This window comes from Bergeyella cardium (assembly GCF_009914665.1).
GTDB classification, from domain to species: Bacteria; Bacteroidota; Bacteroidia; order Flavobacteriales; family Weeksellaceae; genus Bergeyella_A; species Bergeyella_A cardium.
Map to the genome: position 1 here is coordinate 1,298,118 of NZ_CP029149.1, position 21,594 is coordinate 1,319,711.

Sequence of the window (21,594 nt, forward strand, 5' to 3'; positions counted from 1 at the left end):
ATGAATAAGACATTTAAGATATATGGAATTATCCTTGCCGTTGTTTTAGTACTCCTTGCGCTATTAGAAGTGAATAAAACAGAGGTCGTAAGCTGGAAAAAAACTTATGGAATAAGCGATAAAAACCCTTTCGGACTTTATATTTTCTCTCAGGAGATAGACGCTCTCTTTGGCAGCAGTTTAGAAAAGGAAAGTACCGCTCCTTATATCTATTATAATAAAGAAAAAGAGCCTCATAATATTATCCTCATCCAGCAGAATATGGATAAGGAATCCTGTAAAAAAATACTGAAACAGGTAGAAAAGGGTTCAGATGCCCTTATCTTTTCAGATGAGATGGATTACTTTTTAGCCGATACCCTCCACATCGGTACTTCGTGGTATGACTTTGATGGCGCTTCGTTGCACTTTACCGATAAGAAATTAAAAGATAAAGCCATCATAGACAAGCTCCCTTCAAGAGAGAGAATTAGTTACATCACAAAGGAGCAGCAGATTTTAGGCTATGCTACATTTGAAGGCAAAGAAACGGGCGTCAATTTCATTAAAGTTCCTTTTGGCAAGGGGAATATCTACCTCCATACCGAGCCGCTAGTTCTTACCAATTATTCCCTCTTAAAAGGAGAGGCAAACAGACAATATGTAGAGAAAGTCTTCTCCTACCTCCCAGAGAGGAAAACCGTTTGGTTTATGGAGAGAAAGCTCTTTAATGAATCCACTTCTCCTCTTCGTTTCATCCTTGCCAATCCGCCGCTCAGGTATGCTTGGTGGCTATTTCTCGGTGGGGTATTTCTCTTCCTTTTCTTTAATGCCAAGCGGAAGCAAAGAATTATCCCTATTATAGAACCGAAAAAGAATAAATCGGTAGAGTTTGTAAAAAGCATTGGCAATTTATACTTAAACGAAGGCGATTTTCAGGATATGATGAGCAAAAAGGCACAGTACTTCCTTAATAGAGTTCGTACCGAATTGCTAATAGACACCCATCATTTAGATGAGCATTTTGCGAAGAGGCTGCATCTGAAAACAGGAAAACCTCTACAAAAAATTACGGAGGCAATAGCCCTTATAAAGAAAGCGCAGGACGAATATGCCTATCTAACCAAAGAAGATTTAGTAAAAATGAATGAAATCTTAGACGAAATCCTAAGATAATTAATCATAAAATACAAGTATAAAATTTGAATATAATGGAATATACAGAAAACACAAATCCCGTTTCCTCTTTCCAGTCGAGGATTGATATGACCGAGCTGAGAGACGCCTTGGACAGAATAAAATCCGAAATCTCCAAAGTCATCGTAGGGCAGGAGTCTATGGTAGAGCATCTCCTCGCGGCACTCCTCTCCAATGGTCATATCATTATAGAGGGCGTACCAGGCGTAGCGAAGACCATTACCGCAAAACTCCTCGCAAAGACCATTGATGTCGGTTTTAGCAGGATACAATTCACTCCCGATCTGATGCCCTCCGATATACTCGGCACATCGGTCTTTAATATCAAAACCTCCGAGTTTGAGTTTAAAAAAGGGCCAATATTCTCCAATTTTATTCTGATAGATGAAATCAACCGCTCGCCAGCTAAAACCCAGGCAGCACTCTTCGAGGTAATGGAGGAGCGGCAGGTTACGATGGACGGCACTCGCTACGAGATGTCTTCGCCTTTCCTCGTCGTTGCTACTCAGAACCCTATCGAGCAGGAGGGTACTTACAGATTGCCAGAGGCACAGCTCGACAGGTTCCTCTTTAAGATAGAAGTGAAGTATCCTAACCTACAGCAGGAGATAGAAATCATCAGAAAACAGCACGAAAGCAAATCCGAAAATAAAACCGAGAGCATCCGTACAGTGATTACGGGCGAGCAGCTCGTCAGGTTCCAGACCCTTGTAAAAGAGGTGCTCGTAGAGCCTCATTTAATAGAGTATATTGCGAAAGTCATCATCGCCACTCGCGAAAATCAGTTCCTCTATCTGGGCGCATCGCCGAGGGCAAGTTTGGCACTCCTCAGCGCTTCCAAGGCTTTTGCAGCGCTTCGGGGCAGAGATTTCGTAACGCCAGAAGACATCAAAGAAGCCAGTCTTGCGGTTCTCAGGCACAGGGTAGTTGTTTCCCCCGAGCGCGAAATGGAAGGGCTTACAGCAGATGAAATCATCCAACAGATTTTAGAGGGAATAGAGATTCCAAGGTAGTTTTAAAAATAGCTTATGCTCAAGCATCTTTATCTAAACTCCCGATTGTTCTTCATCCTTTTCATCATCGGGGTTTTATACATCCTTTCGTTTTTCTTCGGCGGGCTTATGCCTTTTGCCCATAGCTTTCTCGCGCTTTTACTCCTCATCTTTACCGTAGATGCTATGCTCCTTTTTAATCAGAAAAAAGGCGTAGAAGCACAGCGAATATTGCCCGAAAAGCTCTCCAATGGAGATGAGAACGCCATACGAATAGACCTTAAAAACAATTATTTCTTCCCGCTCAGCGTACAGGTGATTGATGAAATCCCTTTCCAATTCCAAGTGAGGGATTTTATGATTCACAAGCGCCTCCCCGCAGGAGGTAGCCGAATGTTTGAATACAAACTCACCCCAAAGGAGAGGGGAGAATACAGCTTCGGGGCGCTCAATATCTATGCGAGCTCCATTCTGGGGCTTGTTGCCCGAAGGTTTTCTTTCCAAAAAGATGAAAAGCTCCCCAGCTACCCTTCCTTCATCCACCTCAGAAAGTACGAGCTGATGGCGGTTCAGAATGAATTCCTCCTCGGAGGTATCAAGAAAATCCGAAGGCTAGGGCATACAATGGAATTCGAGCAGATAAAAGAATATGTACAGGGTGATGATATCCGAACCATCAACTGGAAGGCGACCAGCAAGCAGAATAAACTGATGGTAAATCAGTATCAGGACGAGAAATCCCAGCGAATCTATATGCTCATAGATAAAGGTCGCACGATGCAGATGCCTTTCAATGGGCTTAGTTTGCTCGATTACTCCATCAATGCTACGATGGCGCTCTCCCACATTATCCTGAAAAAGGGCGACCGTGCAGGGATGATGACCTTCTCCAAGAAAACCGAAAACCGTGTCTCTGCCGATAGCAAGTCCGGACAGCTCAAGAAAATCTCAGAAGCCCTCTATAATATACAGACCAACTTCTTCGAGAGCGATTTTAGCCGCCTCTACCAGGATTTGAAGACCACCATCACCCAGCGCAGCCTCGTGCTCCTTTTTACCAATTTTGAAACCCTCGATGCTGTACAAAGGCAAATGAAATACCTGAGAGGCATCGCCAAGAACCACCTCCTCGTCGTTATCTTTTTTAAGAATTCGGAGCTCCAGAACCTCATTCATTCCCAGCCCGAGACCATACAATCGGTCTATGATGAGATTATCGCCGAGAAGTTTGAGTTTGAAAAAAAGCTCATCATCCAAGAGCTGAGGAAGTACGGCATCTATTCCGTTTATACCCTTCCAGAGAACCTCAGCATAGATGCCATCAACAAATATTTGGAAATTAAAGCTCGAGGGATACTTTAAGCCATTTTTCAGTCAGAAAAAAACTTCTGCAGGTCTCGCACCGTTCGGAAATGCATCTCGGAAGTCCTCCGGAAGTCTTGCGCAAAAAGAAATGCATCTCGGAAGTCCTCCGGAGGTCTTGCGCAAAAAAAAATACACCGTAGCCGGTGAGGCTCTTAAAAATGAGTGCTCCCCACGCAGTGGGTGATAAAAATCATATGGGGAATAATTTGGTTTAAATACAAATTGGGATATTTTTGCACGAAATTTTTAAATAAAATAAATAATGAAGCAATTTTTATTATCGTCTTTGCTCACGGTATCGGTGGCAAGCGTAGCGTTTTCACAGGATTATGACCCTTATTCCAATGCGGGAATTTCTCCGCAAGACCACAAGTATCTCCTCCAAAAGGAGTGGGAAGAAAATGTAGATGGAAGTAAGTATTATACAGGCTATATCTATAATGATGAGAATACGAGGCTCCTTAAAATAGAGTATTATACTCAAAATGGAGGCAAGAAATACATTTTGGAATATGCCGAATTAGAATACGATGCTAAGGGGAGAATTAAAGCTAAAATCGCCTATCAGCGAGACCCGGAATCTGAAGAAGACCCAGGCTCGGAGGCTATTCCTTTCGTACCAGAATCCAGAATTACTTATACTTATAATGAGGCTACCAACCAGCTTATCAGCCTTTATATAGAGAACTGGAAACCTGATGATGACGGCTCAGGGAAAGGCGAATACCTCCCACACAATAAGTATGAATTAGAATATTCGGAAGGTTTTTCTAAGCCTACTAAAATCAATTATTACATCAGAGTGGCCCAAGGCGGAGATGTGCAGTACCTCTACACAGATACTTATACTTATGTGGAGAAGATTGAGAAAGTACTCACCGTAAAGAGAGATGGTAATAATTTAGATGACAAAATAAAGAACAAGAGAACTTATTATTACCAGGGAGATAACCCTACCACCGGCAAATGTACCCACTATATAGATGAGAAATTTAATGGAACCGACTGGGAAGACTTCCGAAAAGTAGAATATACTTATGATGGGAATGATAATGTTAAAACCCAAGTGAATTCCATAATAAAAAGAGGTGCCTGGACGCTCAACTTCAAGTACGAATACGTGTATGATACCAATAAACTCCACGACGAGGTTTATACCTTTAAGGATTGGACATTTTATGGCGGCCTCGAGGAGGTTTATCAGTCTAAGAATGTTGCCATCAGTAAAAAGGTAAATGATAATTCTGATTACCTCAAGACTTTCTATTGGGAGCAGTCTCCGAATGCTTCTTTCCTCGCTACGGCAGACTTTGTTGCTAAGCCTTCGCTTTCCGTTCAGCTGTACCCGAATCCTGTGGTAGATTATTTCAGTCTTCAAGGTTTGGATCATCAGTCTGCAAACCTCTTCATATATGATAGAGCAGGTCGTGTAGTGAAACAAACTACTACCGATTCTGAGGGTAGATACGATGTTCGCGACCTAAAAGCAGGAGTATATTTTGTGGTAGTAAAGGCAGGAGCTCTCTCTAAGAGCATTAAGCTAATTAAGAAATAATCACGGCTTAATTCAGTAGACATATCTTTATTATTAAATAGTCATAGCTTTATTTTAACCTCTGAGGAAAATCTTTCTCAGAGGTTTTTTTGATTGATGCTAAGTGCCCCACCGGCTACGGTGTAATTGCTTGCTCCCTTCTAAATAGTTATCTTTGCTGGCGTAAAAAAAACTTATGGAATTTATAGACCGTTACGAGGAAGTTATAGCACAAGCAGTGCAGAAGTATATGTTTAGAAACCAACCTTCGGAGCTTTATGAACCGATGAATTACATTATCTCCCATAGAGGGAAAAGGCTAAGACCGATAATGGTTCTTATGGCAAATGAGCTCTTTGGCGGAGAGATGAGCAAGGCGATAAAACCAGCGCTTGCCATTGAGTATTTCCATAATTTTACCCTCATCCACGATGATATAATGGATGATGCTCCCCTTAGGAGAAATGTACCTACAATCCATACTTTGCACGGGATTAATACGGCAATCCTCTCAGGAGATGGGCTTCTGCTGAAAGCGTACAGCTTCTTTGAGGACTTGGAACCTAAGCTCTTCAAGGCGTGTGTTCGGATTTTTACCCATACGGGTATCCTCCTCTGCGAGGGGCAGCAGTATGATGTGAATTTTGAAACCCAGAAAGATGTAACCTATGAGGATTATATCCGAATGATTACCTATAAGACGGGTATTCTCGCTGCGGCGGCATTTGAAATCGGAGCCATTATCGCAGGAGCAAATACCGAAGAGGCAAAGGCTATTTTCAACTTTGGGAAGCATATCGGTATTGCTTTTCAGATTAAAGATGATTACCTTGATGTCTTTGGTAATATGGAGCAGTTTGGTAAGAAGCACGCAGGCGATATCTTTGAGAATAAAAAGACCATCCTCTACCTGCTGGCAAGGGAATATGCTACCGCTGAAGAGAAAAACGAACTTGAATTTTGGTATGCCAAAAAGACCAATAATATAGACAAGATTTATGGTGTAGAAAAGATTTTCAGGCGAACGAAAATTGACCAGAAAGTACTTGCCCTTATCCAAAAGCATAATGAAATTGCACAGGGCTATCTTGATAAAATCAATGTTTCTGATGAGAAGAAAAAGCCGTTTATCGAGCTTGCAAATTATTTATTGAAAAGAGAATCTTAAAAAAAATATCAACCACCCAATGCAGTTTAGAACAGAGGTAGAAATTCCCCTCTCTGATAAGAAAATCACTCTTGGAGATTCCTCGTTTTTCATCGGTTCCTGTTTTGCTACAGAGATGGCCAACCTTATGGCAAGTGGGCAGATGAAGACCCTTTGTAATCCTTTTGGGACGATTTTTAATCCGTATTCTATCAACTATGCGCTCAAGCGCCTCCACTCGGGCGAGCCTTATACGGAAGCAGATCTGATAAATTACGGAGGGGCTTTTATCTCATTAGACCATTATTCGGGTTTTAATACGCCTTATGCCCATAAAACCCTTGCGAAAATCAATGAAAAGCTGGAAGAGGCAAACTTTTTCCTACAAAAAACGCAATGGGTTGTTATCACCTACGGCACTTCTTTTATCTACGAGTTTCTTCCGCAGGGCAAGCTGGTGGCGAATTGCCATAAAATCCCTCAAAAGTTCTTTACAAAGAGGTTGCTCACCACTCAGGAAATTATTTCCTCGATAAAAGAGAGTATTGCATTGATAAAGGATATTTGCAAAGCAGAGGTTCAGATACTCTTTTCCCTCTCGCCCGTTCGTCATACCAAAGATGGCTTTCCTGAGAACCAATGGAGCAAAGCGAGGCTGCTTAATGCTCTCCACGAGGCGATAGATGATGAGGTTAATTGCCATTATCTCCCCATTTATGAGCTGATGATGGATGAGCTCCGAGACTATCGCTTCTATAAAGAAGATATGATACACCCCACGCAGCAGGCGGTACATTATATCTTTGAAAAGTTTGGAAATGCGTATTTCTCTGATGAAGTAAAGGCTTTTATCGCTGATAATTTTAAGATTCTTCAATCTCTTAACCATCGCCCGAATGATGAGAAAAGCCCCCAATATATTGAGTTTAGAGAAAGGCTTCGCCAGAAAATTGCCGAGCAGCAGAAGAAAGTAAAGCACAGAATATTCACTCAGTATTAAACCCTAAATCTTATGATAGATACCCATACTCACCTCTATTCAGAGGACTTTGATGCCGATAGGGCAGAGGTGATCCAGAGAGCCTTAGATGCTGGCGTTACCGAGTTTTACCTCCCTGCCATCAATTCTACTACTCATCAAAAAATGCTCAGCTTAGAGGCAGAATACCCACAGGTGAAAGCAATGATAGGCATCCACCCCTGTGAAGTAAAGCCAGAAACTTGGGAGCAGGAGCTCCAAATCGTTGAGGAATATTTAAAACAGAGAGCGTTTCCTGCGATTGGTGAGATTGGGATTGACCTCTATTGGGATAAATCTACGCTGGATATTCAGGTAAAGGCATTTGAAAAGCAAATCGATTGGGCGATAGATTACGATATTCCTATCGTCATTCACGGGCGCGATAGTTTTGATGAGGTCTTTGAGGTCTTGGATAGGAAAAAACATACTAAGCTCAGAGGGATATTCCACTGTTTTGGTGGGAGCCTCGAGCAGGCAAAAAGGACTGTTGAGCTCGGTTTTATGCTGGGGATTGGCGGCGTTGTTACCTTTAAAAATGGGAAGATAGACCAGTACCTTAGCCAGATTCCTATTGAGAATATCGTCTTGGAAACCGATGCCCCTTACCTCGCTCCTGTGCCCAATAGAGGGAAAAGAAACGAAAGTGCTTATCTCAGCTTTATCGCAGGAAAATTGGTTGATATCTACGGCATCAGCTATGAGGAAGTGGATAGGATAACCACCCAAAATGCCAAGCGAATTTTTGAGCCTTCTTCGGCAAAGGTTTAGCAGCGCTTTTATGCTTTCCATTCATTGGTGAAAGAAATAAAATCCTCTACTGATAGCTCTTCCGCTCGTTTTTCGAGGAAAGGATGGCTTTTTAAATGCTCGGGTATGCCGAGTGGTTTCAGCGCATTGGAGAGTTTCTTCCTCCTTTGGTTGAAGCCCGTTTTTACAATACTTTTAAACAGCACCTCATTTCCTTCTAAGCCTTCTTTGGGGTTTCTCTCGAGCCTTATCACACCAGATTTTACTTTTGGAGGAGGGTTAAAGACATTCTCGTGAACCGTGAAGAGGTACTTCACATCGTAGTATGCCTGTACCATCACTGAGACTATTCCGTAGTCTTTCGTTCTCGGCTGTGCTGCCACTCGCTCGGCAACTTCCTTCTGAAACATCCCTACCATTTCGGGGATTTGGCGGTAATGCTCTATAATCTGAAAAAGAATCTGAGACGAAATATTATAAGGGAAATTCCCGATAACCGCTACTTGCTCTTCTAAAAAGCTAAAATCCATTTTCAGGAAATCGCCTTTAAAATGTGCATCCGAAAGTGTGGAATAAGTGTCTTTAAGGTAGGAGATAGACTCCTCATCAATCTCTGCAAGGAGCAATCGCTCTGGTTTTTCCAAAAGGTATTTTGTGAGTACGCCCATCCCTGGACCTACTTCCAAAACATAGGTAAATCCCTTTCCCGATAGGGCTTTTACAATCTTCTCTGCAATATTTTCATCCGTCAGAAAGTGCTGACCGAGGTGCTTCTTTGCTTTTACCATTCTCGCCGATTATTTATTTCTGCAAAAGTAAATCTTTTTGGTCAGTAAGAGGCGTCTGGCGTCTGGCTTTTGGCTATTAGCTAAAAACGGCAAACGAATTAAGAGTCTCACTGGCTACGGTGTAATTGCTCCCCACGCGAGTGGGTGCCTGCCCTGCTAAGAACTCGGGGTGCCCCGACAGGATAATTGCGTGCCCTGCTAAGGGCTAAGTGCTTCCAATGCGAGTGGGTTTTTATTATTTTTTTGTATTTTAGCCAAAATTTTTTACATAGATGGCTAAGACAGCAGATGATTTTAATAGAAAGAGGCTTCGTTCGAGCAACATTACGGTGGTTATTTCCATTGCATTGGTGCTTTTTCTTTTGGGGTTGATGGGTTTGATTCTCATCAAGGCTCAGAAGTATTCGGATTATATCAAGGAGCAGCTTGTGGTGAGTGCATATTTTGATAATGATTATGATGAAAAGGATTCTCTTAAAATCAATCAAATGGAGCAGGAGGCTTTGGAGAAGATTCAGCAGCTTCAGCCTGTGAAAAGGGCGAAATATATTAGCCGAGAGATGGCGGTTCAGGAAGCGAAAGCAGGCTTGGGAGTAGATTCGGATGCGCTGTTTGAGAAGCTCATTTATCCGTCATCTGTGGAGGTTACCCTAAAGCCAGAGTATATAGACCCTGTTAAGATTAATGCTGCTATTAAGCAGATTTCTGCTGTGAAAGGTATAGTGGAGGTTAAGAACGACAGTACCCTTATGATGGAGGTTTATAATAATTTAGACCGCATTTTGAAGTGGATTTTTGGTTTCTCTCTTCTGTTTTTAGTCCTTGCCATTGTGTTAATTAATAATTCTATTCGCCTTAAAATATTTTCAAAGAGGTTTATCATCAAGACGATGCAGCTCGTAGGAGCAAAGCGAAGATTTATCTTAAAACCATTTGTAAAGGAAGCGGTGGTTTTGGGGCTTATCGGAGCTATTATCGGCACGGCAGCACTCTTTGGTGTGTGGTATTACTTCACATTGCAGATTGGCGAGAGGTATTCTGAGCAGGACATTACTCAGTATTCTTACCTCATCCTCCTTATCTTCTGCATTGGTGTTTTCATTACGGTACTCAGCACTGTAATTGCTACTTGGAGGTTCCTTAGAACGAGCGTAGATGAGCTCTACTATAACTAAAAACGATTTTAATGAGGCATAGGAACGGGTCTTATGTCTCTTTTTCTATTAATATCTTGGTAATGAAAAATGATAAAGCTATTCCCAAAGAGGCTAAGGAGAGCCAAAATCAGGGCTTCTATTTCGGGAGGGAGAATTATAAATGGATGCTGATAGGGCTGGGGCTGATTGCTCTTGGGTTTTTATTAATGCTGGGCAATGATGCCAATACACAACCCGATGGTACGCTTAATCCCAACTATTGGAATGAGGATATTTTCTCTATCAGGCGGATTAGGATTGCGCCTCTGCTCGTTATTTCAGGATTCATCGTGGAGGTCTATGCTATCCTCAAAAAGAAATAATTTATCGTAAAAACAAAAACTGATAATGGATTTACTCAAATCAATTCTCATTGCTATTGTAGAGGGGCTTACCGAATATCTTCCGATTTCTTCCACCGCGCATATGGGCTTTGTTGCAAATATGATGGGAATGGAGGAAACAGAATTTCTCAAGATGTTTCAGGTCTCTATTCAGTTTGGGGCTATTCTCTCTGTGGTAGTGGCTTATTGGAAGAAGTTTTTTGATTTAAACAATTTTCAGCTTTATGTAAAACTCACCTTTGCGGTTATCCCCGCTTTAATTCTCGGCTACCTCTTTGATGATAAAATAGAAGCTGTTTTAGGGAATCAGATTGCCATTTCATCGGCTTTGGTTTTTGGGGGAGTGGTATTGCTTTTTGCCGACTCTTGGTTTAAAAATCCGAAGATAGAAGATGAAAAGCAAATGCCCATTAAAACCGCTGTGGCGATAGGTTTCTGGCAATGTCTCGCAATGATGCCTGGTACCAGCCGCTCCGCAGCATCTATTATTGGGGGGATGGTGCAGGGCGTTACCCGAAAGGCGGCTGCAGAGTTCTCTTTCTTTTTGGCAGTTCCTACAATGCTTGCTGTTACCGTTTATTCGGTTTTTGTAAAAACTTGGGGAAAAGAAACCCCAACTCCTATGAAAGGCTATGAGATGATTCTCTCTTCTTCTGAAAATATTATGGTCTTTATCCTTGGGAATGTAGTGGCGTTTGTAGTAGCGCTTATTGCGATTAAAACTTTTATCAGCCTGCTCAATAAATATGGTTTTAAACCTTGGGGCTGGTACAGAATCTTTGTTGGCATCGCTTTATACATTTATTTCTACCTGAAACAACAGGTTTAATGCTTAAAAAATCAAAATGCAGATAGAAGATATACAGGCGGGCAAGGTGCTGTTGGTAGATAAACCATTGGATTGGACGAGCTTTCAGGCAGTGAATAAGATAAAGTTCAAGCTGAAAAGGGAGTTCAAGCTGAGAAAGATAAAAGTAGGGCACGCAGGTACGCTAGACCCTAAGGCTACGGGCTTGCTTATCGTCTGTACGGGTAAAGCTACTAAGCAGATTCCCCTCATCCAAGATGCGGAGAAGGAATATCGTGCGGAGATAAAAATCGGAGTACAAACCGAGTCTTATGATACTGAAAAACCTGAAATCCTTCACCGAGATTATACTCATATTACGGAGGAGAATATATCTGCTGCATTAGGTAAGTTTATTGGGGAGATAGATCAGCGGCCACCAGTATTCTCTGCGCTTAAAATAGATGGCGAGCGGGCGTATGACCTCGCAAGAGCAGGGCAATCTGTAGAGATGAAGGCAAGGAAAACCACTATACATTATATAAAGGATGTGGAGATTAGCCTTCCGCTGGTGTCTTTTACTGTTGGTTGTTCTAAGGGTACTTATATCCGCAGTTTGGCTCACGATATCGGTCAGGAGCTCGGGGTGGGGGCATATCTTACTGCTCTTAGGCGCACCAAAATTGGAGCGTATTCAGTAGAGGAAGCGTCATCAGATTATCTAACCAATGATTTCCTTTTCTCCGAAGCAGAGTAGGGCTTTACCTAATTGGGAATGATGTAGAGCTTCATTCTCTGCTCGTATTCTGGTTTTAGTTTAAGGAGTTTCCATATCTTTTTTTCGTCATTTGTAGAGATACGGTAGTAGATGATTTTATCCGCGGAGTATTTAAAGTATGGGTGATCTTTTAGCCAATCTTCTGGTGCATTGAGCAGCGAATATTTCTTTACCGAAGAATCATCAAGGTAGCAGGTAGAAATCAGCTTTTCAGCCAATACCTTATCTATATTATAGGTGTCTAAGATTTGTTTTTTATCGGCAAAGCCACCGAGTTTCCTTCTAAAGCCTAAGTAAGAGCTTGCCGCTCTTTTATCAAACCCGAACTCTATAAGCTGGTCAAAGCTAATCTTATTTAAATCCACTTTTGTGAAATCGGTTTCTGAAATCTGAGCTGGAGCTATGCTTTCAGTTGTATTTTTCTGTGGTTTTAGCTGGATGAAAGGCTTTAATTCTTCAAACTTCTGCTCGGAGATAACGAAACAGTTTCTAATGTCTTCCAGTGTTTTGAAAGTACCGCCGAGTTTTTTGTTTTTATAATTAATGATAACAGCGGACTGCTTTTCAGAGAAGCCCATCTTTTGCCAGTCTTCTTGGTTTAAGTCATTTGGGTCAAAGTTTTGAAGGGCAATCTTTGGTTTCTCGCTTTTAAATTTTCTGAAGTCATCGGGAGTTTTTTCGGGTAAGATGAGGTAAGGCGAGAGCTTTTGATAGTTTTCATCACTGATGATGAAACATTCTTTAAACTTCTCTTTGCTCACAAAACTGCCTCCCAAGTAGTCCTTATATTTTAAAATTGCCATTGATTGCTTTTCGGAGAAGCCCATTGCTTCCCAATCTTTTTGGCTGTAGTGGTCAGGGTTGAACCTCCCTTTGATACTCAGCTCTCTTGACCTTTTTTTGTAGGTATTATTGTTGTATTGCGTTTTTTCCGGCAGGAGGATGTAGTCCTTCAGTGCGTTGTATTTCTCTTCGGAGAGGGCATAGCATTTTTTGAGCTGCTCTTTGGAGCGAAACTCACCGCCCACTATTTCCTTATATTTAAGAATGGTTTGGGTTTGTTTCTCCGTAAAACCGAGCTTTATCCAATCTTCTTTATCCAATTCATTGGGATTAAATTCGGAAAGGTTTTGGGGAATATTTTCAGTCTCAGGGTTAATGAATTTCAGTGCAGGTATCTCAGTCTTTGATGAGTTTTGAAAAGCCCAAAAACTAATTTGTAGTAATCCTATAACGGTAGCAAGGCTTATCAGCCAAACTAACTGTTTGAGCCTGATAGAAAGTGATAGTGGGACTTTCATTAGTCGTAGGTTTACTGGGGTTTATCAACTAAAGATTCTTTCAGTTTGATGAGCTCTGCCCTTACAAAATTGAGCCTATCAATCATAGAGACGGTTTCGGAGAGTTTTGCATTGGTGGTGAGGGCTATCCTCGCGCCGTCGAGTGTATATTCTTTCTCCTTTACGAGGTAGTAGATCATCTTCAGATTCTTAATGTCCTCTGGAGTGAAGTATCGGTTTCCTTTCCTATTTCTTTTGGGCTGGAGAATGGGGAACTGCTTCTCCCAATAGCGTATAAGCGATGGATTTACATCAAAGGCTCTGGCCACCTCGCCTATGGAGTAGTAGAGTTTATCGGGTAAATTGATATTGAGCATAGCGAAAAATTAACCCTCCAAAAGTAAGAAAAATCTTTTTTGATGTTATAATGAGGGTATTGCTTCTCTGCTTTTACTTTTTCTTATGAGTTTTTTTGATGAAAAGCCTGACCAGAATAATACTGCCGATAAGAAAGATGATGATATTTTTCAGTAAGTTTATAGGTAAGTAGCTGAATTATTTATTTTTATCAATATGAAATTCGTAATAGATGGTGAAAGGAAATCCAATTTTAAAGCTATTGAAATTATCATTAGAATATGATGAATAAAGCCAACTGAATAGTAGGCTTAAACAAAACAGTACAATAAAAATTTACGAAAGTAGCTTCATCGCCTCTAAATCCTGTCTTAGCTGTGTGGGGGTTTTAAAGAGAATTCCTTGTAAGCCAAGTGATTTTGCTGTTTTTATATTTGCTTCATTATCATCTATGAAAAGGCTTTCGGAGGGTGATATATTAAACCGCTGAAAGAGGAGCTGAAAGATTTTTGGGTCAGGTTTGATGAGTTTTTCTCTGCCAGAAACTAAAATTCCACGAAATTCTTTGAAGAAATCAAACCGCTGGAAGGCAAAATCTATGGTCTCAGCTGACCAATTTGTAAGTCCGTAGAGGGTGTAGTGAGCCTTTAATTCGTGGAGAATCTGTACTGTGCCGTGTATTTCATCTTTTAGCATTTCTTCCCATTTGTCCCAGTATAGGGCAATTTTATCGGCATAGCTAGGGTACTGCTTTTGGAGGAGGGCTATGGCTTCTGCAAAGGGGCGGCCTCTATCTTGCTCGGCATTCCACTCATCATTACAGATATTTTTAAGGAAAAACTCCATTTCTTCCTCCGTCTGGAAGTGTTTTCTGTACATATATCGAGGGTTCCAGTCTACGAGCACTCCTCCGAAATCAAAGATAATATTCTTCATAGTTTTCTATTTTATTCTGGTAAAATTAAGAAGCGCTGAGAAAAGCCTCCTCAGCACTTTTGGGTATTTTTGAGCTAATTATTAATTCGCGGGTTTGTAAGAATCTTTCAGGGTAACGGTTCGGTTAAACACCAATTTTTCTTCCGTGCTGTCCTCATCTTTGGTAAAGTAGCCTATTCGCTGGAATTGGAGCGGCTCGCCTACTTTCACTTCTTTAAGTGCTGGTTCTGCATAGGCCGTTACTACTTTTAGGGAGTCTGGATTTACAAATTCCAGGAAGTCGGTGTCTTTCTCTGCATCGGGCTGCTCGGTGGTGAAGAGCCTGTCATACACGCGAACCTCCACAGGAAGGGCATTATCAGCAGAAACCCAATGCAGCGTACCTTTTACCTTTCGGAGGCTTTCTTCTGTGCCACTTCCAGACTTGGATTTCTCGTCATAGGTAGCGTAGATGGTCGTTATATTGCCTTGCTCATCTTTCTCTACCCTTTCTGCTTTGATGATGTAGGCAGATTTAAGCCTTACCTCGCCACCGAGTTTTAATCGGAAGAATTTCTTATCGGCTTCTTCTTTAAAGTCCTCTCTTTCTATATAAATCTCTCGGGAGAAAGGTACTTGCCTTGTTCCAGCGTTCTCGTCTTCGGGGTTGTTTTCTGTTTCTACCCATTCGGTTTTTCCTTCTGGGTAGTTTTCTATGATGAGCTTAATGGGGTTCATTACGACCATCATTCTTTTTGCCACTTTGTTGAGGTCTTCCCTTACGCAGAACTCCAATAGTTGGATGTCTATCAGGTTTTCTCTTTTTGCTACACCTACCCGCTCGATAAAGTTTCGGATGGAAGCCGGTGTATAGCCCTTGCGTCTAAGTCCAGAGACGGTAGGCATTCGCGGGTCGTCCCAGCCTGTAACCACTCCTTCTGCCACCAGTCTTTGGAGCTTTCTTTTAGAAGTAATCATGTAGGTTACATTCATTCGGGCAAACTCTCGCTGTTTGTTTCTGATAGTTCCTTCCGTATAGACTTGGTCAAGATACCAGTCGTAAAGCGGTCTGTGGTTTTCAAACTCCAAAGAGCAAAGCGAGTGGGAGATTTGTTCTATATAATCGCTCTCGCCGTGTGCCCAGTCGTACATAGGATAGATTTTCCAGCTTGTACCTGTCCTGTGGTGAGGCCTCTTCAAGATACGATACATCACAGGGTCTCTCATATTCATATTGGGAGAGGTCATATCTATTTTTGCACGGAGAGACATTGCCCCTTCTTCAAACTCTCCCTTCTTCATTCGCTCAAAAAGGTCGAGAGACTCCTCGATAGGGCGGTTTCTGTACGGAGATTCTATACCAGGTTCTGTAGGGTTTTTCCTTTGTTCGGTAATGAGTTCAGAGGGTTGTTCATCTACATAGGCTTTCCCTTCTTTTATGAGCCTTACTGCCCAGTCATAAAGCTGCTGGAAGTAATCCGAAGCGTAGAGCTCCTTATCCCACTTAAAGCCGAGCCATTCTACATCTTTCTTTATGGAATCTACAAACTCCTGCTCTTCTTTTTCTGGGTTGGTATCATCGAAGCGGAGGTTTACGGGAGCGTTGTATTTTTCACCCAAACCAAAGTTGATACAAATAGCCTTCGTATGCCCGATATGCAGATAGCCATTAGGTTCTGGTGGGAAACGAAAACGGATTTTATCAGGGCTAAGCCCGTTTGCTACATCTTCTTCTATGATTTGCTCAATGAAATTGAGGGATTTTTTTTCTTCGTCCATATTCTAAAAATAAGAGTACAAATATAGTAAATTAAGGGGTATTATTCTTTATCAGGTAGATGCCTTTCACCCTTATTTATAGCTCTGCTAAAATTCAATATTGTACCTTCAACAGGTTAGCCAGTGTTTTGTTGAGCATAAAATATTCTTTACTTTTGCTTCCTTAAAACTGTAAAAAAGAAGGAATACCATAAATACAATTAGTCGTTTTTCATTATTTGTATTTGGCATTAATATTATGGAGAGATAAAAGAAGAAAGTCTCAAAAGCTGACCTCTATTTTGAGATGAATACTAATAAAAACTAATAACAACAAGTCCCTTTTTAGAGGTCGGGGGACAAATATTTTATTATGATAGTAAGAAATTTTTTTCAGAAATCAGGAGTATTAGCCTTTATTGGCTTTGGGGTAACATTAGTAGCACAACAGCAGTATGAGGGTAGAGTAGGGATAAATACTGAAACACCATCCGCTACACTTAATGTAAAAGCAAAAGGTAATACGAGTAAAGTATTGGAGGTAAATGATAAAGATTCCAACAAACTTTTAATTGTAAAATCGGATGGAAAAGTTGGGATTGGAACGGATACTCCAAAAGAATCAATAACAGTAGAAGATGGTCATATGCTTCTAAAAAAAGGTTACTTTATGTCCGAAGACAAAACTAATGAAGGGGGAGCTTTATACCTTACCAATACGATTAAGGATGGCAATGCTATTAAGACTTGGGCACTTTATAATATGACCAATACTAAGCCAGGAGTAACCGACGAATATCAAAAATATTTACCAGGCTTACATTTTTGGGCTTATCAAGGAGGAGGAAAAAATCAGGGAAGTCAGATGATTATTTCTGATAATGGAAATGTAGGTATAGGCAATAGATATGGTAAGACTGCCCCAAGCCATAAATTAACGGTAGATGGTAATGTTAAGATTACAGGCTTAGCTACAAACAGCGGAATTCGTTTTGTAGTTGTAGATAGTGATGGAGTTTTAAAAGTAAGTGGTGTAGCAGGGAAATCTTCGAATAAACAAGCTGAAAATGGCGCAGTATATAAAAGTGTAAGAACTACAAGTGATAGCCATATTATAATAGAAGAAGGAGATTATATGATTAAGTATACAGGCTCTGCTTCGGCTACACTGGGCAAGCTGCCTTCGGCTAAAGATGATAAAGGTAGAGAACTTTGTTTCTTCTCTAAAAACGCTACTATCTCTACGGGTGCACTTGGTAAAAGCACAATAGAAGCAGGAGAAAGCAAATGTATTATCTCGGATGGGGAAGAATGGATTACTAAATAAATTTTGCTTTGTATATAAAAAGAGCTGCTGACAAAGTCGGTAGCTCTTTTTCTGTTTGATAAAATTTTATTCTTCTCAAGATAGAGTATTCATAATTTTTTAGTACTAAGCCGAGAATTTGAAGTTTATACTCATTACTAAAAGCCAACAGTCAGTTTCTGAAAAAACTCAGTCAGTTTTTAAAAAAAGGCAGTCAGTTTTTTGAAAAACTCAGTCAGTTTTTTTACCTCCTCTGTGAGTTTTGGAAATCAATAACTTACAAAGGTAAAATTTTATACTTTTTGAGGCTTGTTTTTGAGGATATCATCCTCTTTTTTTACCATCCACTGCCTACTGCACCGTAGCCAGTGGGGCAGCCACAGCATGACAGACACACCGTAGCCGGTGAGGCTTAGCCAAAAGCTAGTAGCCAATTAGCCAATAGCACAAAGCTTAGCGTTTAAACCTAAGTTTATCCCCTTTTAAAATCAATGGTGTTGGGAAGTTATTGGTAAAAAGTGAGCCCGTGCCAAGCCCTTGTGGGATTTTTGGGTACTTGGAGTAGGTGTATTGAGCTATGGCATTGAGTCCGATATTGCTTTCAAGGGCGGAGGTAATCCACCAGCCGATATTCCTTTCTTCTGCGAGGGAGATCCATTCGTCCGTTCCTGAAAATCCACCTACGAGTGAGGGTTTTAGAATGATGTATTGAGGGGATATAGTATCGAGAAGCTGAATTTTTTTGTCGAGGTCTATTATCCCAATAAGCTCTTCATCGAGGGCAATGGAAGTGGGAGTTTGCTGGCATAGCTGGCGCATTTGTTCCCAGTTTCCTGCTTTTATGGGCTGTTCTATGGAGTGTATTCCTAAGCTGTGTAGGGCATTTAGAACTTCGGTAGCTTGCTGTGGGGTGAAGGCACCATTGGCATCTACACGGAGCTCCAGAACTTCTTTAGGATAGGCTTTTCTTAGCTCAGAGAGTACAGCTTTTTCCTGCTCCCAATCAACGCCTATTTTGAGTTTTATGCAGTCAAAGTTCTGGCTGAGCTTTTCCTGTATCTGCTCTTTCATAAAATCTACACTGCCCATCCAGATAAGCCCATTAATCTTTATGGAATCAACCCCTTTGGTAAAGTCGTTTTCAAAATAGCGGTCGGCACCGAGCGATAGGTTATTCATCGCTTGTTCATAGCCAAACCAGAGAGATGGGTAGTGGAGGAGCTCGTGTTTCAGGCTTTCTCTATCTTGGTTGATGTTCTGGCAGAGCCAATTCAGTTTTTCCTCATAGTCAGGAGTATCATCATAGCTTAACCCTCGGAACAGGGCACATTCGCCTATGCCTTTTTTATCGCCATCGGATATTTCTAAGATATAGGTTTCTTTTTGTGTGAGGATACCTCTTGAGGTGCCTGCTGGGCGTTTGAAATTGAGGATATATTTAGAGAAACGGGCTTTCATCGTTTGAAATTTTAGTTAAAAAAGCATTGCAAGAGCATTCATTTTGAAGTCTTGCAATACCCAGGGTTGATTAAAATAATATTGGTTTTTTAATGCTTCTCAGCATTTTCCATAAATTCTTCGGCTTTTCTTACCATATCTATGCTTCCGCAGAAGAAAGGTACTCGTTGGTGAAGCTCGGTAGGTTCTAGTTCGAGGATTCTCGTTTTTCCGTCTGACGCTTTTCCACCAGCTTGCTCAGCGATGAAAGCCATTGGATTGCATTCATAGAGGAGGCGAAGTTTCCCTTTTGGAGATTGTGAGGTAGAAGGGTAGATATAAATACCACCTTTAATCATATTTCTATGAAAATCTGAAACCAATGAGCCAATGTATCGTGAGGTATAAGGTCTGTCCTCCTCTTCCATCTGGCAGTATTTGATATAGTCTTTTACTCCTTGTGGGAATTTGATATAGTTGCCCTCGTTAATAGAATAGATTTTTCCTTTTTTGGGGAATTGCATATTGGGGTGGGAGAGGTAGTAGGTACCAAGGCTTGGGTCTAGTGTAAAGCCATTAACGCCATTGCCTGTGGTATAGACAATCATTGTAGAAGAACCATAGACGATATAACCCGCCGCTACCTGTTCTGTACCCTTTTGCAGGAAGTCCTTCATCTCTACGGGAGAGCCGGGCTCGGTTACCCGTCTGTAAATAGAGAAGATAGTCCCTACGGATACATTTACATCTATGTTAGAAGAGCCGTCAAGCGGGTCAATCAGGACTACATATTTGGAGAGATGTCCGTTTTCGCCCGCTTTTATCTCTATAATATCGTCGTTTTCTTCGGAGGCAATCCCACAAACAACCTCTCTTTGGGAGAGTGCTGCGATGAAGATTTCATTGGCAAGCACATCGAGTTTTTGCTGTTCCTCGCCTTGTACATTGGTATTACCAGCGCGCCCGATAATATCTGCTATCCCGGCTTTATTTACCTCTCTATTTACGATTTTAGAGGCAAGTCTAATTGCACTCAGGAGTCTTGAAAGCTCCCCTGTAGAATACTGGAAGTCATCTTGTTTTTCAATGATAAACTCTCCTAAAGTCTGTAATCCTTGTTCTGACATAAGTAAAAATTTATTGGTTTAATATGAGTTAAATAATTATAATTTTTAATGATTTTTTAGATGCGTTTATAGAGTTCTTCCATCGGCAGACGGTATCTATCTCCCCAGATACCTCGTTCTTCTCGGATGCCACAGCTTAGCACCATATTGATTTCAGCACCATAAGGCAGGTGCAGGAGTTTTTTGATACGGAGGCTATCAATGCCTACCATTGGACAAGTGTCGTATCCTTTTTCTGCCATTGCCAGCATAAAGGTTTGAGCTGCTAAAGCACAGCTACGGTGGACATCTATACGCATATCGTTTTCGGATGTTTGGCGATACATTGGTCGGAAGAGCCCCACGGTAAGGGATAGGGTTTTACGGAAGGCTCCGAGCAAGCCCCAAGTTCTTGCATAGAGGAGTGGCATTAGTTTGTTATAGTCGGCTTCCCATTTTTTGATGCGTTTTTCTACTTTTTCGGGCGGACTGTTACGTTTTACATTTTCAATTTCGTGTGCGAGCATCGCCTTGGCGCGTTTTCGGTGGAGATCTTGTCGAGTTACGAATACTACGAGTTGCTGTGCGGTAGCTACACTATCCTGATCAAGGCACGCAGGCACAAATTTTTTGAGCATTTCTTTATCAGTGATGTGATACATCTCGAAAAGTTGCATATTATAGGCAGTTGGTGCGAGCCTTGCGGTTTCCAAGCATTCCTTTACCACTTCTGGGTCGATTGGTTGATTGGAATAGTAGCGCACTGCTCTTCTGAACTCGAGTAATTCTTTTAAATTATTCATCTTTTTTAGATATTAGAGATTAGGGGTCGGTAGAGGTGATTCTCGTTATTCATATAATTCAAATTTTGTATTTAGGTATTTCTTTTCCATAGCTTTTGATTTTGTGTATTTAATTTTCTTTCTCGTTTATCCTCTTATCTTTTATTATAAGTGAATAGGAGTTTCTGAGGAGTATATTTTTCAAATTTTCTATCGGAGCTTATTACATTTAATTTCTCAGCAATTGCTTGGGAGATAATTGCGTGGTCAAAAGGGTCATTGTGTCCATCAGCTATTTCTAATTTTGAGAGAAGCTTTGTATGTTGCTTTGTAAAAGGGAGAATCTCTATATAAAAATCATCTTCAATAGCCTGTATCATTTCTCCAGCAGTTTTATACTGAGTAGATATTTTTTCTATACGATATAGTTGTAATAACTCCACAATACAAATAGAACTTGTATATAAAATATTAGAATAGTCATCTAATAAATTTAAAATATCATTAGATAATTGTTCTCTATCAGAGATGGCAAAAATAAGCGTATTTGTATCCAATAAATATCGCATATCCTTTATTTCAACACCGCTTTCATATCTAAAATTTTAATCATTCCTCCTTGCTTCCAAGACAGCCTCATAGCATATCCTGTTTTAGATATCTTTTTCCCTGTTTCAGGGTCTATAACCCATCTCACTTTTTTGTTGTCTTCTTTTTTTGTTTTTTTCTTTTCCATAATCTTTTGTTTTTGTGGTTTTAATTTTCTTTTCTCTCTTTC

Annotated in this window: 22 protein-coding genes; 12 read left to right on the forward strand and 10 right to left on the reverse strand. The window is 40.9% G+C overall.

Annotated features, from left to right (window positions below; all coding sequences use genetic code 11):
• From DBX24_RS05980 to DBX24_RS06010, 7 genes are all read left to right on the forward strand, one after another.
• Positions 1–1,155: a DUF4350 family protein gene (locus DBX24_RS05980; RefSeq protein ID WP_160224281.1), complete on the forward strand. Its 1,155-nt coding sequence runs from the start codon at positions 1–3 to the stop codon at positions 1,153–1,155.
• A 35-nt stretch (positions 1,156–1,190) separates the two neighbouring features.
• The gene (locus tag DBX24_RS05985) at positions 1,191–2,189 is read left to right on the forward strand and encodes an AAA family ATPase (protein WP_160224282.1); all 999 of its coding nucleotides are present in this window, start codon (positions 1,191–1,193) and stop codon (positions 2,187–2,189) included.
• Positions 2,190–2,204: 15 nt separating this feature from the next.
• Positions 2,205–3,530, forward strand: a complete 1,326-nt coding sequence (locus DBX24_RS05990; protein ID WP_160224283.1) for a DUF58 domain-containing protein — start codon at positions 2,205–2,207, stop codon at positions 3,528–3,530.
• 265 nt (positions 3,531–3,795) lie between these two features.
• Positions 3,796–5,088 carry a T9SS type A sorting domain-containing protein gene (locus DBX24_RS05995; RefSeq protein WP_160224284.1) on the forward strand — a complete coding sequence of 431 codons (1,293 nt, stop codon included), beginning with the start codon at positions 3,796–3,798 and terminating at the stop codon, positions 5,086–5,088.
• Positions 5,089–5,263: 175 nt separating this feature from the next.
• Positions 5,264–6,235: a polyprenyl synthetase family protein gene (locus DBX24_RS06000; RefSeq protein ID WP_160224285.1), complete on the forward strand. Its 972-nt coding sequence runs from the start codon at positions 5,264–5,266 to the stop codon at positions 6,233–6,235.
• 19 nt (positions 6,236–6,254) lie between these two features.
• The gene (locus DBX24_RS06005) at positions 6,255–7,214 is read left to right on the forward strand and encodes a GSCFA domain-containing protein (protein ID WP_160224286.1); all 960 of its coding nucleotides are present in this window, start codon (positions 6,255–6,257) and stop codon (positions 7,212–7,214) included.
• A gap of 12 nt (positions 7,215–7,226) precedes the next feature.
• The gene (locus tag DBX24_RS06010) at positions 7,227–8,003 is read left to right on the forward strand and encodes a TatD family hydrolase (protein WP_160224287.1); all 777 of its coding nucleotides are present in this window, start codon (positions 7,227–7,229) and stop codon (positions 8,001–8,003) included.
• An 8-nt stretch (positions 8,004–8,011) separates the two neighbouring features.
• On the opposite strand, the gene rsmA is transcribed toward DBX24_RS06010, so the two are convergent.
• On the reverse strand, positions 8,012–8,770 hold the full coding sequence (rsmA, locus tag DBX24_RS06015; protein ID WP_160224288.1) for a 16S rRNA (adenine(1518)-N(6)/adenine(1519)-N(6))-dimethyltransferase RsmA: 759 nt from the start codon (positions 8,768–8,770) through the stop codon (positions 8,012–8,014).
• A 272-nt stretch (positions 8,771–9,042) separates the two neighbouring features.
• Between rsmA and DBX24_RS06020 the strand changes: the two genes are divergently transcribed.
• From DBX24_RS06020 to truB, 4 genes are all read left to right on the forward strand, one after another.
• Positions 9,043–9,945, forward strand: coding sequence for a cell division protein FtsX (locus DBX24_RS06020; RefSeq protein ID WP_160224289.1), 903 nt, complete (start codon positions 9,043–9,045; stop codon positions 9,943–9,945).
• Positions 9,946–10,007: 62 nt separating this feature from the next.
• Positions 10,008–10,289, forward strand: a complete 282-nt coding sequence (locus tag DBX24_RS06025) for a DUF3098 domain-containing protein (protein ID WP_160224290.1) — start codon at positions 10,008–10,010, stop codon at positions 10,287–10,289.
• A gap of 25 nt (positions 10,290–10,314) precedes the next feature.
• The gene (locus tag DBX24_RS06030) at positions 10,315–11,139 is read left to right on the forward strand and encodes an undecaprenyl-diphosphate phosphatase (RefSeq protein WP_160224291.1); all 825 of its coding nucleotides are present in this window, start codon (positions 10,315–10,317) and stop codon (positions 11,137–11,139) included.
• Between the two features lie 16 nt (positions 11,140–11,155).
• The gene (gene truB, locus DBX24_RS06035) at positions 11,156–11,854 is read left to right on the forward strand and encodes a tRNA pseudouridine(55) synthase TruB (protein WP_160224292.1); all 699 of its coding nucleotides are present in this window, start codon (positions 11,156–11,158) and stop codon (positions 11,852–11,854) included.
• Positions 11,855–11,862: 8 nt separating this feature from the next.
• On the opposite strand, the gene DBX24_RS06040 is transcribed toward truB, so the two are convergent.
• The 4 genes from DBX24_RS06040 to DBX24_RS06055 form a co-directional block, all read right to left on the reverse strand.
• Positions 11,863–13,176: a ComEA family DNA-binding protein gene (locus tag DBX24_RS06040; RefSeq protein WP_160224293.1), complete on the reverse strand. Its 1,314-nt coding sequence runs from the start codon at positions 13,174–13,176 to the stop codon at positions 11,863–11,865.
• A gap of 11 nt (positions 13,177–13,187) precedes the next feature.
• Positions 13,188–13,532: a MerR family transcriptional regulator gene (locus tag DBX24_RS06045; RefSeq protein ID WP_160224294.1), complete on the reverse strand. Its 345-nt coding sequence runs from the start codon at positions 13,530–13,532 to the stop codon at positions 13,188–13,190.
• Positions 13,533–13,848: 316 nt separating this feature from the next.
• Positions 13,849–14,448: an HAD family hydrolase gene (locus DBX24_RS06050; protein ID WP_120489509.1), complete on the reverse strand. Its 600-nt coding sequence runs from the start codon at positions 14,446–14,448 to the stop codon at positions 13,849–13,851.
• An 81-nt stretch (positions 14,449–14,529) separates the two neighbouring features.
• Positions 14,530–16,206 carry a glutamine--tRNA ligase/YqeY domain fusion protein gene (locus DBX24_RS06055; protein ID WP_160224295.1) on the reverse strand — a complete coding sequence of 559 codons (1,677 nt, stop codon included), beginning with the start codon at positions 16,204–16,206 and terminating at the stop codon, positions 14,530–14,532.
• Positions 16,207–16,558: 352 nt separating this feature from the next.
• On the opposite strand from DBX24_RS06055, the gene DBX24_RS06060 reads away from it, so the two are divergent.
• Entirely contained in the window at positions 16,559–17,512 is a 954-nt protein-coding gene (locus DBX24_RS06060) for a hypothetical protein (RefSeq protein WP_160224296.1), read from the forward strand.
• Positions 17,513–17,944: 432 nt separating this feature from the next.
• On the opposite strand, the gene DBX24_RS06065 is transcribed toward DBX24_RS06060, so the two are convergent.
• The 5 genes from DBX24_RS06065 to DBX24_RS06085 all read right to left on the reverse strand — a co-directional run bounded on the left by DBX24_RS06065 (position 17,945) and on the right by DBX24_RS06085 (position 21,552).
• The gene (locus DBX24_RS06065) at positions 17,945–18,949 is read right to left on the reverse strand and encodes an o-succinylbenzoate synthase (RefSeq protein ID WP_160224297.1); all 1,005 of its coding nucleotides are present in this window, start codon (positions 18,947–18,949) and stop codon (positions 17,945–17,947) included.
• A gap of 89 nt (positions 18,950–19,038) precedes the next feature.
• A complete protein-coding gene (fbp, locus tag DBX24_RS06070) occupies positions 19,039–20,055 on the reverse strand; it encodes a class 1 fructose-bisphosphatase (protein WP_120489505.1) in 1,017 nt (338 codons plus the stop codon).
• 56 nt (positions 20,056–20,111) lie between these two features.
• Positions 20,112–20,837, reverse strand: a complete 726-nt coding sequence (locus DBX24_RS06075; protein WP_160224298.1) for a nitroreductase family protein — start codon at positions 20,835–20,837, stop codon at positions 20,112–20,114.
• 134 nt (positions 20,838–20,971) lie between these two features.
• The gene (locus tag DBX24_RS06080) at positions 20,972–21,373 is read right to left on the reverse strand and encodes a type II toxin-antitoxin system VapC family toxin (RefSeq protein WP_160224299.1); all 402 of its coding nucleotides are present in this window, start codon (positions 21,371–21,373) and stop codon (positions 20,972–20,974) included.
• A 17-nt stretch (positions 21,374–21,390) separates the two neighbouring features.
• A complete protein-coding gene (locus tag DBX24_RS06085) occupies positions 21,391–21,552 on the reverse strand; it encodes a hypothetical protein (protein WP_160224300.1) in 162 nt (53 codons plus the stop codon).
• Positions 21,553–21,594: the final 42 nt, after the last annotated feature.

Excerpts from the sequence above, each read along its gene's own strand:
- DBX24_RS06040 (WP_160224293.1), bottom strand. The coding sequence starts at position 13,176 with ATGAAAGTCCCACTATCACTTTCTATCAGGCTCAAACAGTTAGTTTGG.
- DBX24_RS06065 (WP_160224297.1), bottom strand. The coding sequence starts at position 18,949 with ATGAAAGCCCGTTTCTCTAAATATATCCTCAATTTCAAACGCCCAGCA.
- DBX24_RS06055 (WP_160224295.1), bottom strand. The coding sequence starts at position 16,206 with ATGGACGAAGAAAAAAAATCCCTCAATTTCATTGAGCAAATCATAGAA.
- DBX24_RS06085 (WP_160224300.1), bottom strand. The coding sequence starts at position 21,552 with ATGGAAAAGAAAAAAACAAAAAAAGAAGACAACAAAAAAGTGAGATGG.
- DBX24_RS06075 (WP_160224298.1), bottom strand. The coding sequence starts at position 20,837 with ATGAATAATTTAAAAGAATTACTCGAGTTCAGAAGAGCAGTGCGCTAC.
- DBX24_RS06025 (WP_160224290.1), top strand. The coding sequence starts at position 10,008 with ATGAAAAATGATAAAGCTATTCCCAAAGAGGCTAAGGAGAGCCAAAAT.
- DBX24_RS06060 (WP_160224296.1), top strand. The coding sequence starts at position 16,559 with ATGATAGTAAGAAATTTTTTTCAGAAATCAGGAGTATTAGCCTTTATT.
- DBX24_RS06000 (WP_160224285.1), top strand. The coding sequence starts at position 5,264 with ATGGAATTTATAGACCGTTACGAGGAAGTTATAGCACAAGCAGTGCAG.
- DBX24_RS06045 (WP_160224294.1), bottom strand. The coding sequence starts at position 13,532 with ATGCTCAATATCAATTTACCCGATAAACTCTACTACTCCATAGGCGAG.
- DBX24_RS06050 (WP_120489509.1), bottom strand. The coding sequence starts at position 14,448 with ATGAAGAATATTATCTTTGATTTCGGAGGAGTGCTCGTAGACTGGAAC.
- DBX24_RS05995 (WP_160224284.1), top strand. The coding sequence starts at position 3,796 with ATGAAGCAATTTTTATTATCGTCTTTGCTCACGGTATCGGTGGCAAGC.
- rsmA (WP_160224288.1), bottom strand. The coding sequence starts at position 8,770 with ATGGTAAAAGCAAAGAAGCACCTCGGTCAGCACTTTCTGACGGATGAA.
- DBX24_RS06030 (WP_160224291.1), top strand. The coding sequence starts at position 10,315 with ATGGATTTACTCAAATCAATTCTCATTGCTATTGTAGAGGGGCTTACC.
- DBX24_RS06005 (WP_160224286.1), top strand. The coding sequence starts at position 6,255 with ATGCAGTTTAGAACAGAGGTAGAAATTCCCCTCTCTGATAAGAAAATC.
- DBX24_RS05980 (WP_160224281.1), top strand. The coding sequence starts at position 1 with ATGAATAAGACATTTAAGATATATGGAATTATCCTTGCCGTTGTTTTA.
- DBX24_RS06020 (WP_160224289.1), top strand. The coding sequence starts at position 9,043 with ATGGCTAAGACAGCAGATGATTTTAATAGAAAGAGGCTTCGTTCGAGC.
- DBX24_RS06010 (WP_160224287.1), top strand. The coding sequence starts at position 7,227 with ATGATAGATACCCATACTCACCTCTATTCAGAGGACTTTGATGCCGAT.
- DBX24_RS05990 (WP_160224283.1), top strand. The coding sequence starts at position 2,205 with ATGCTCAAGCATCTTTATCTAAACTCCCGATTGTTCTTCATCCTTTTC.
- truB (WP_160224292.1), top strand. The coding sequence starts at position 11,156 with ATGCAGATAGAAGATATACAGGCGGGCAAGGTGCTGTTGGTAGATAAA.
- DBX24_RS05985 (WP_160224282.1), top strand. The coding sequence starts at position 1,191 with ATGGAATATACAGAAAACACAAATCCCGTTTCCTCTTTCCAGTCGAGG.
- fbp (WP_120489505.1), bottom strand. The coding sequence starts at position 20,055 with ATGTCAGAACAAGGATTACAGACTTTAGGAGAGTTTATCATTGAAAAA.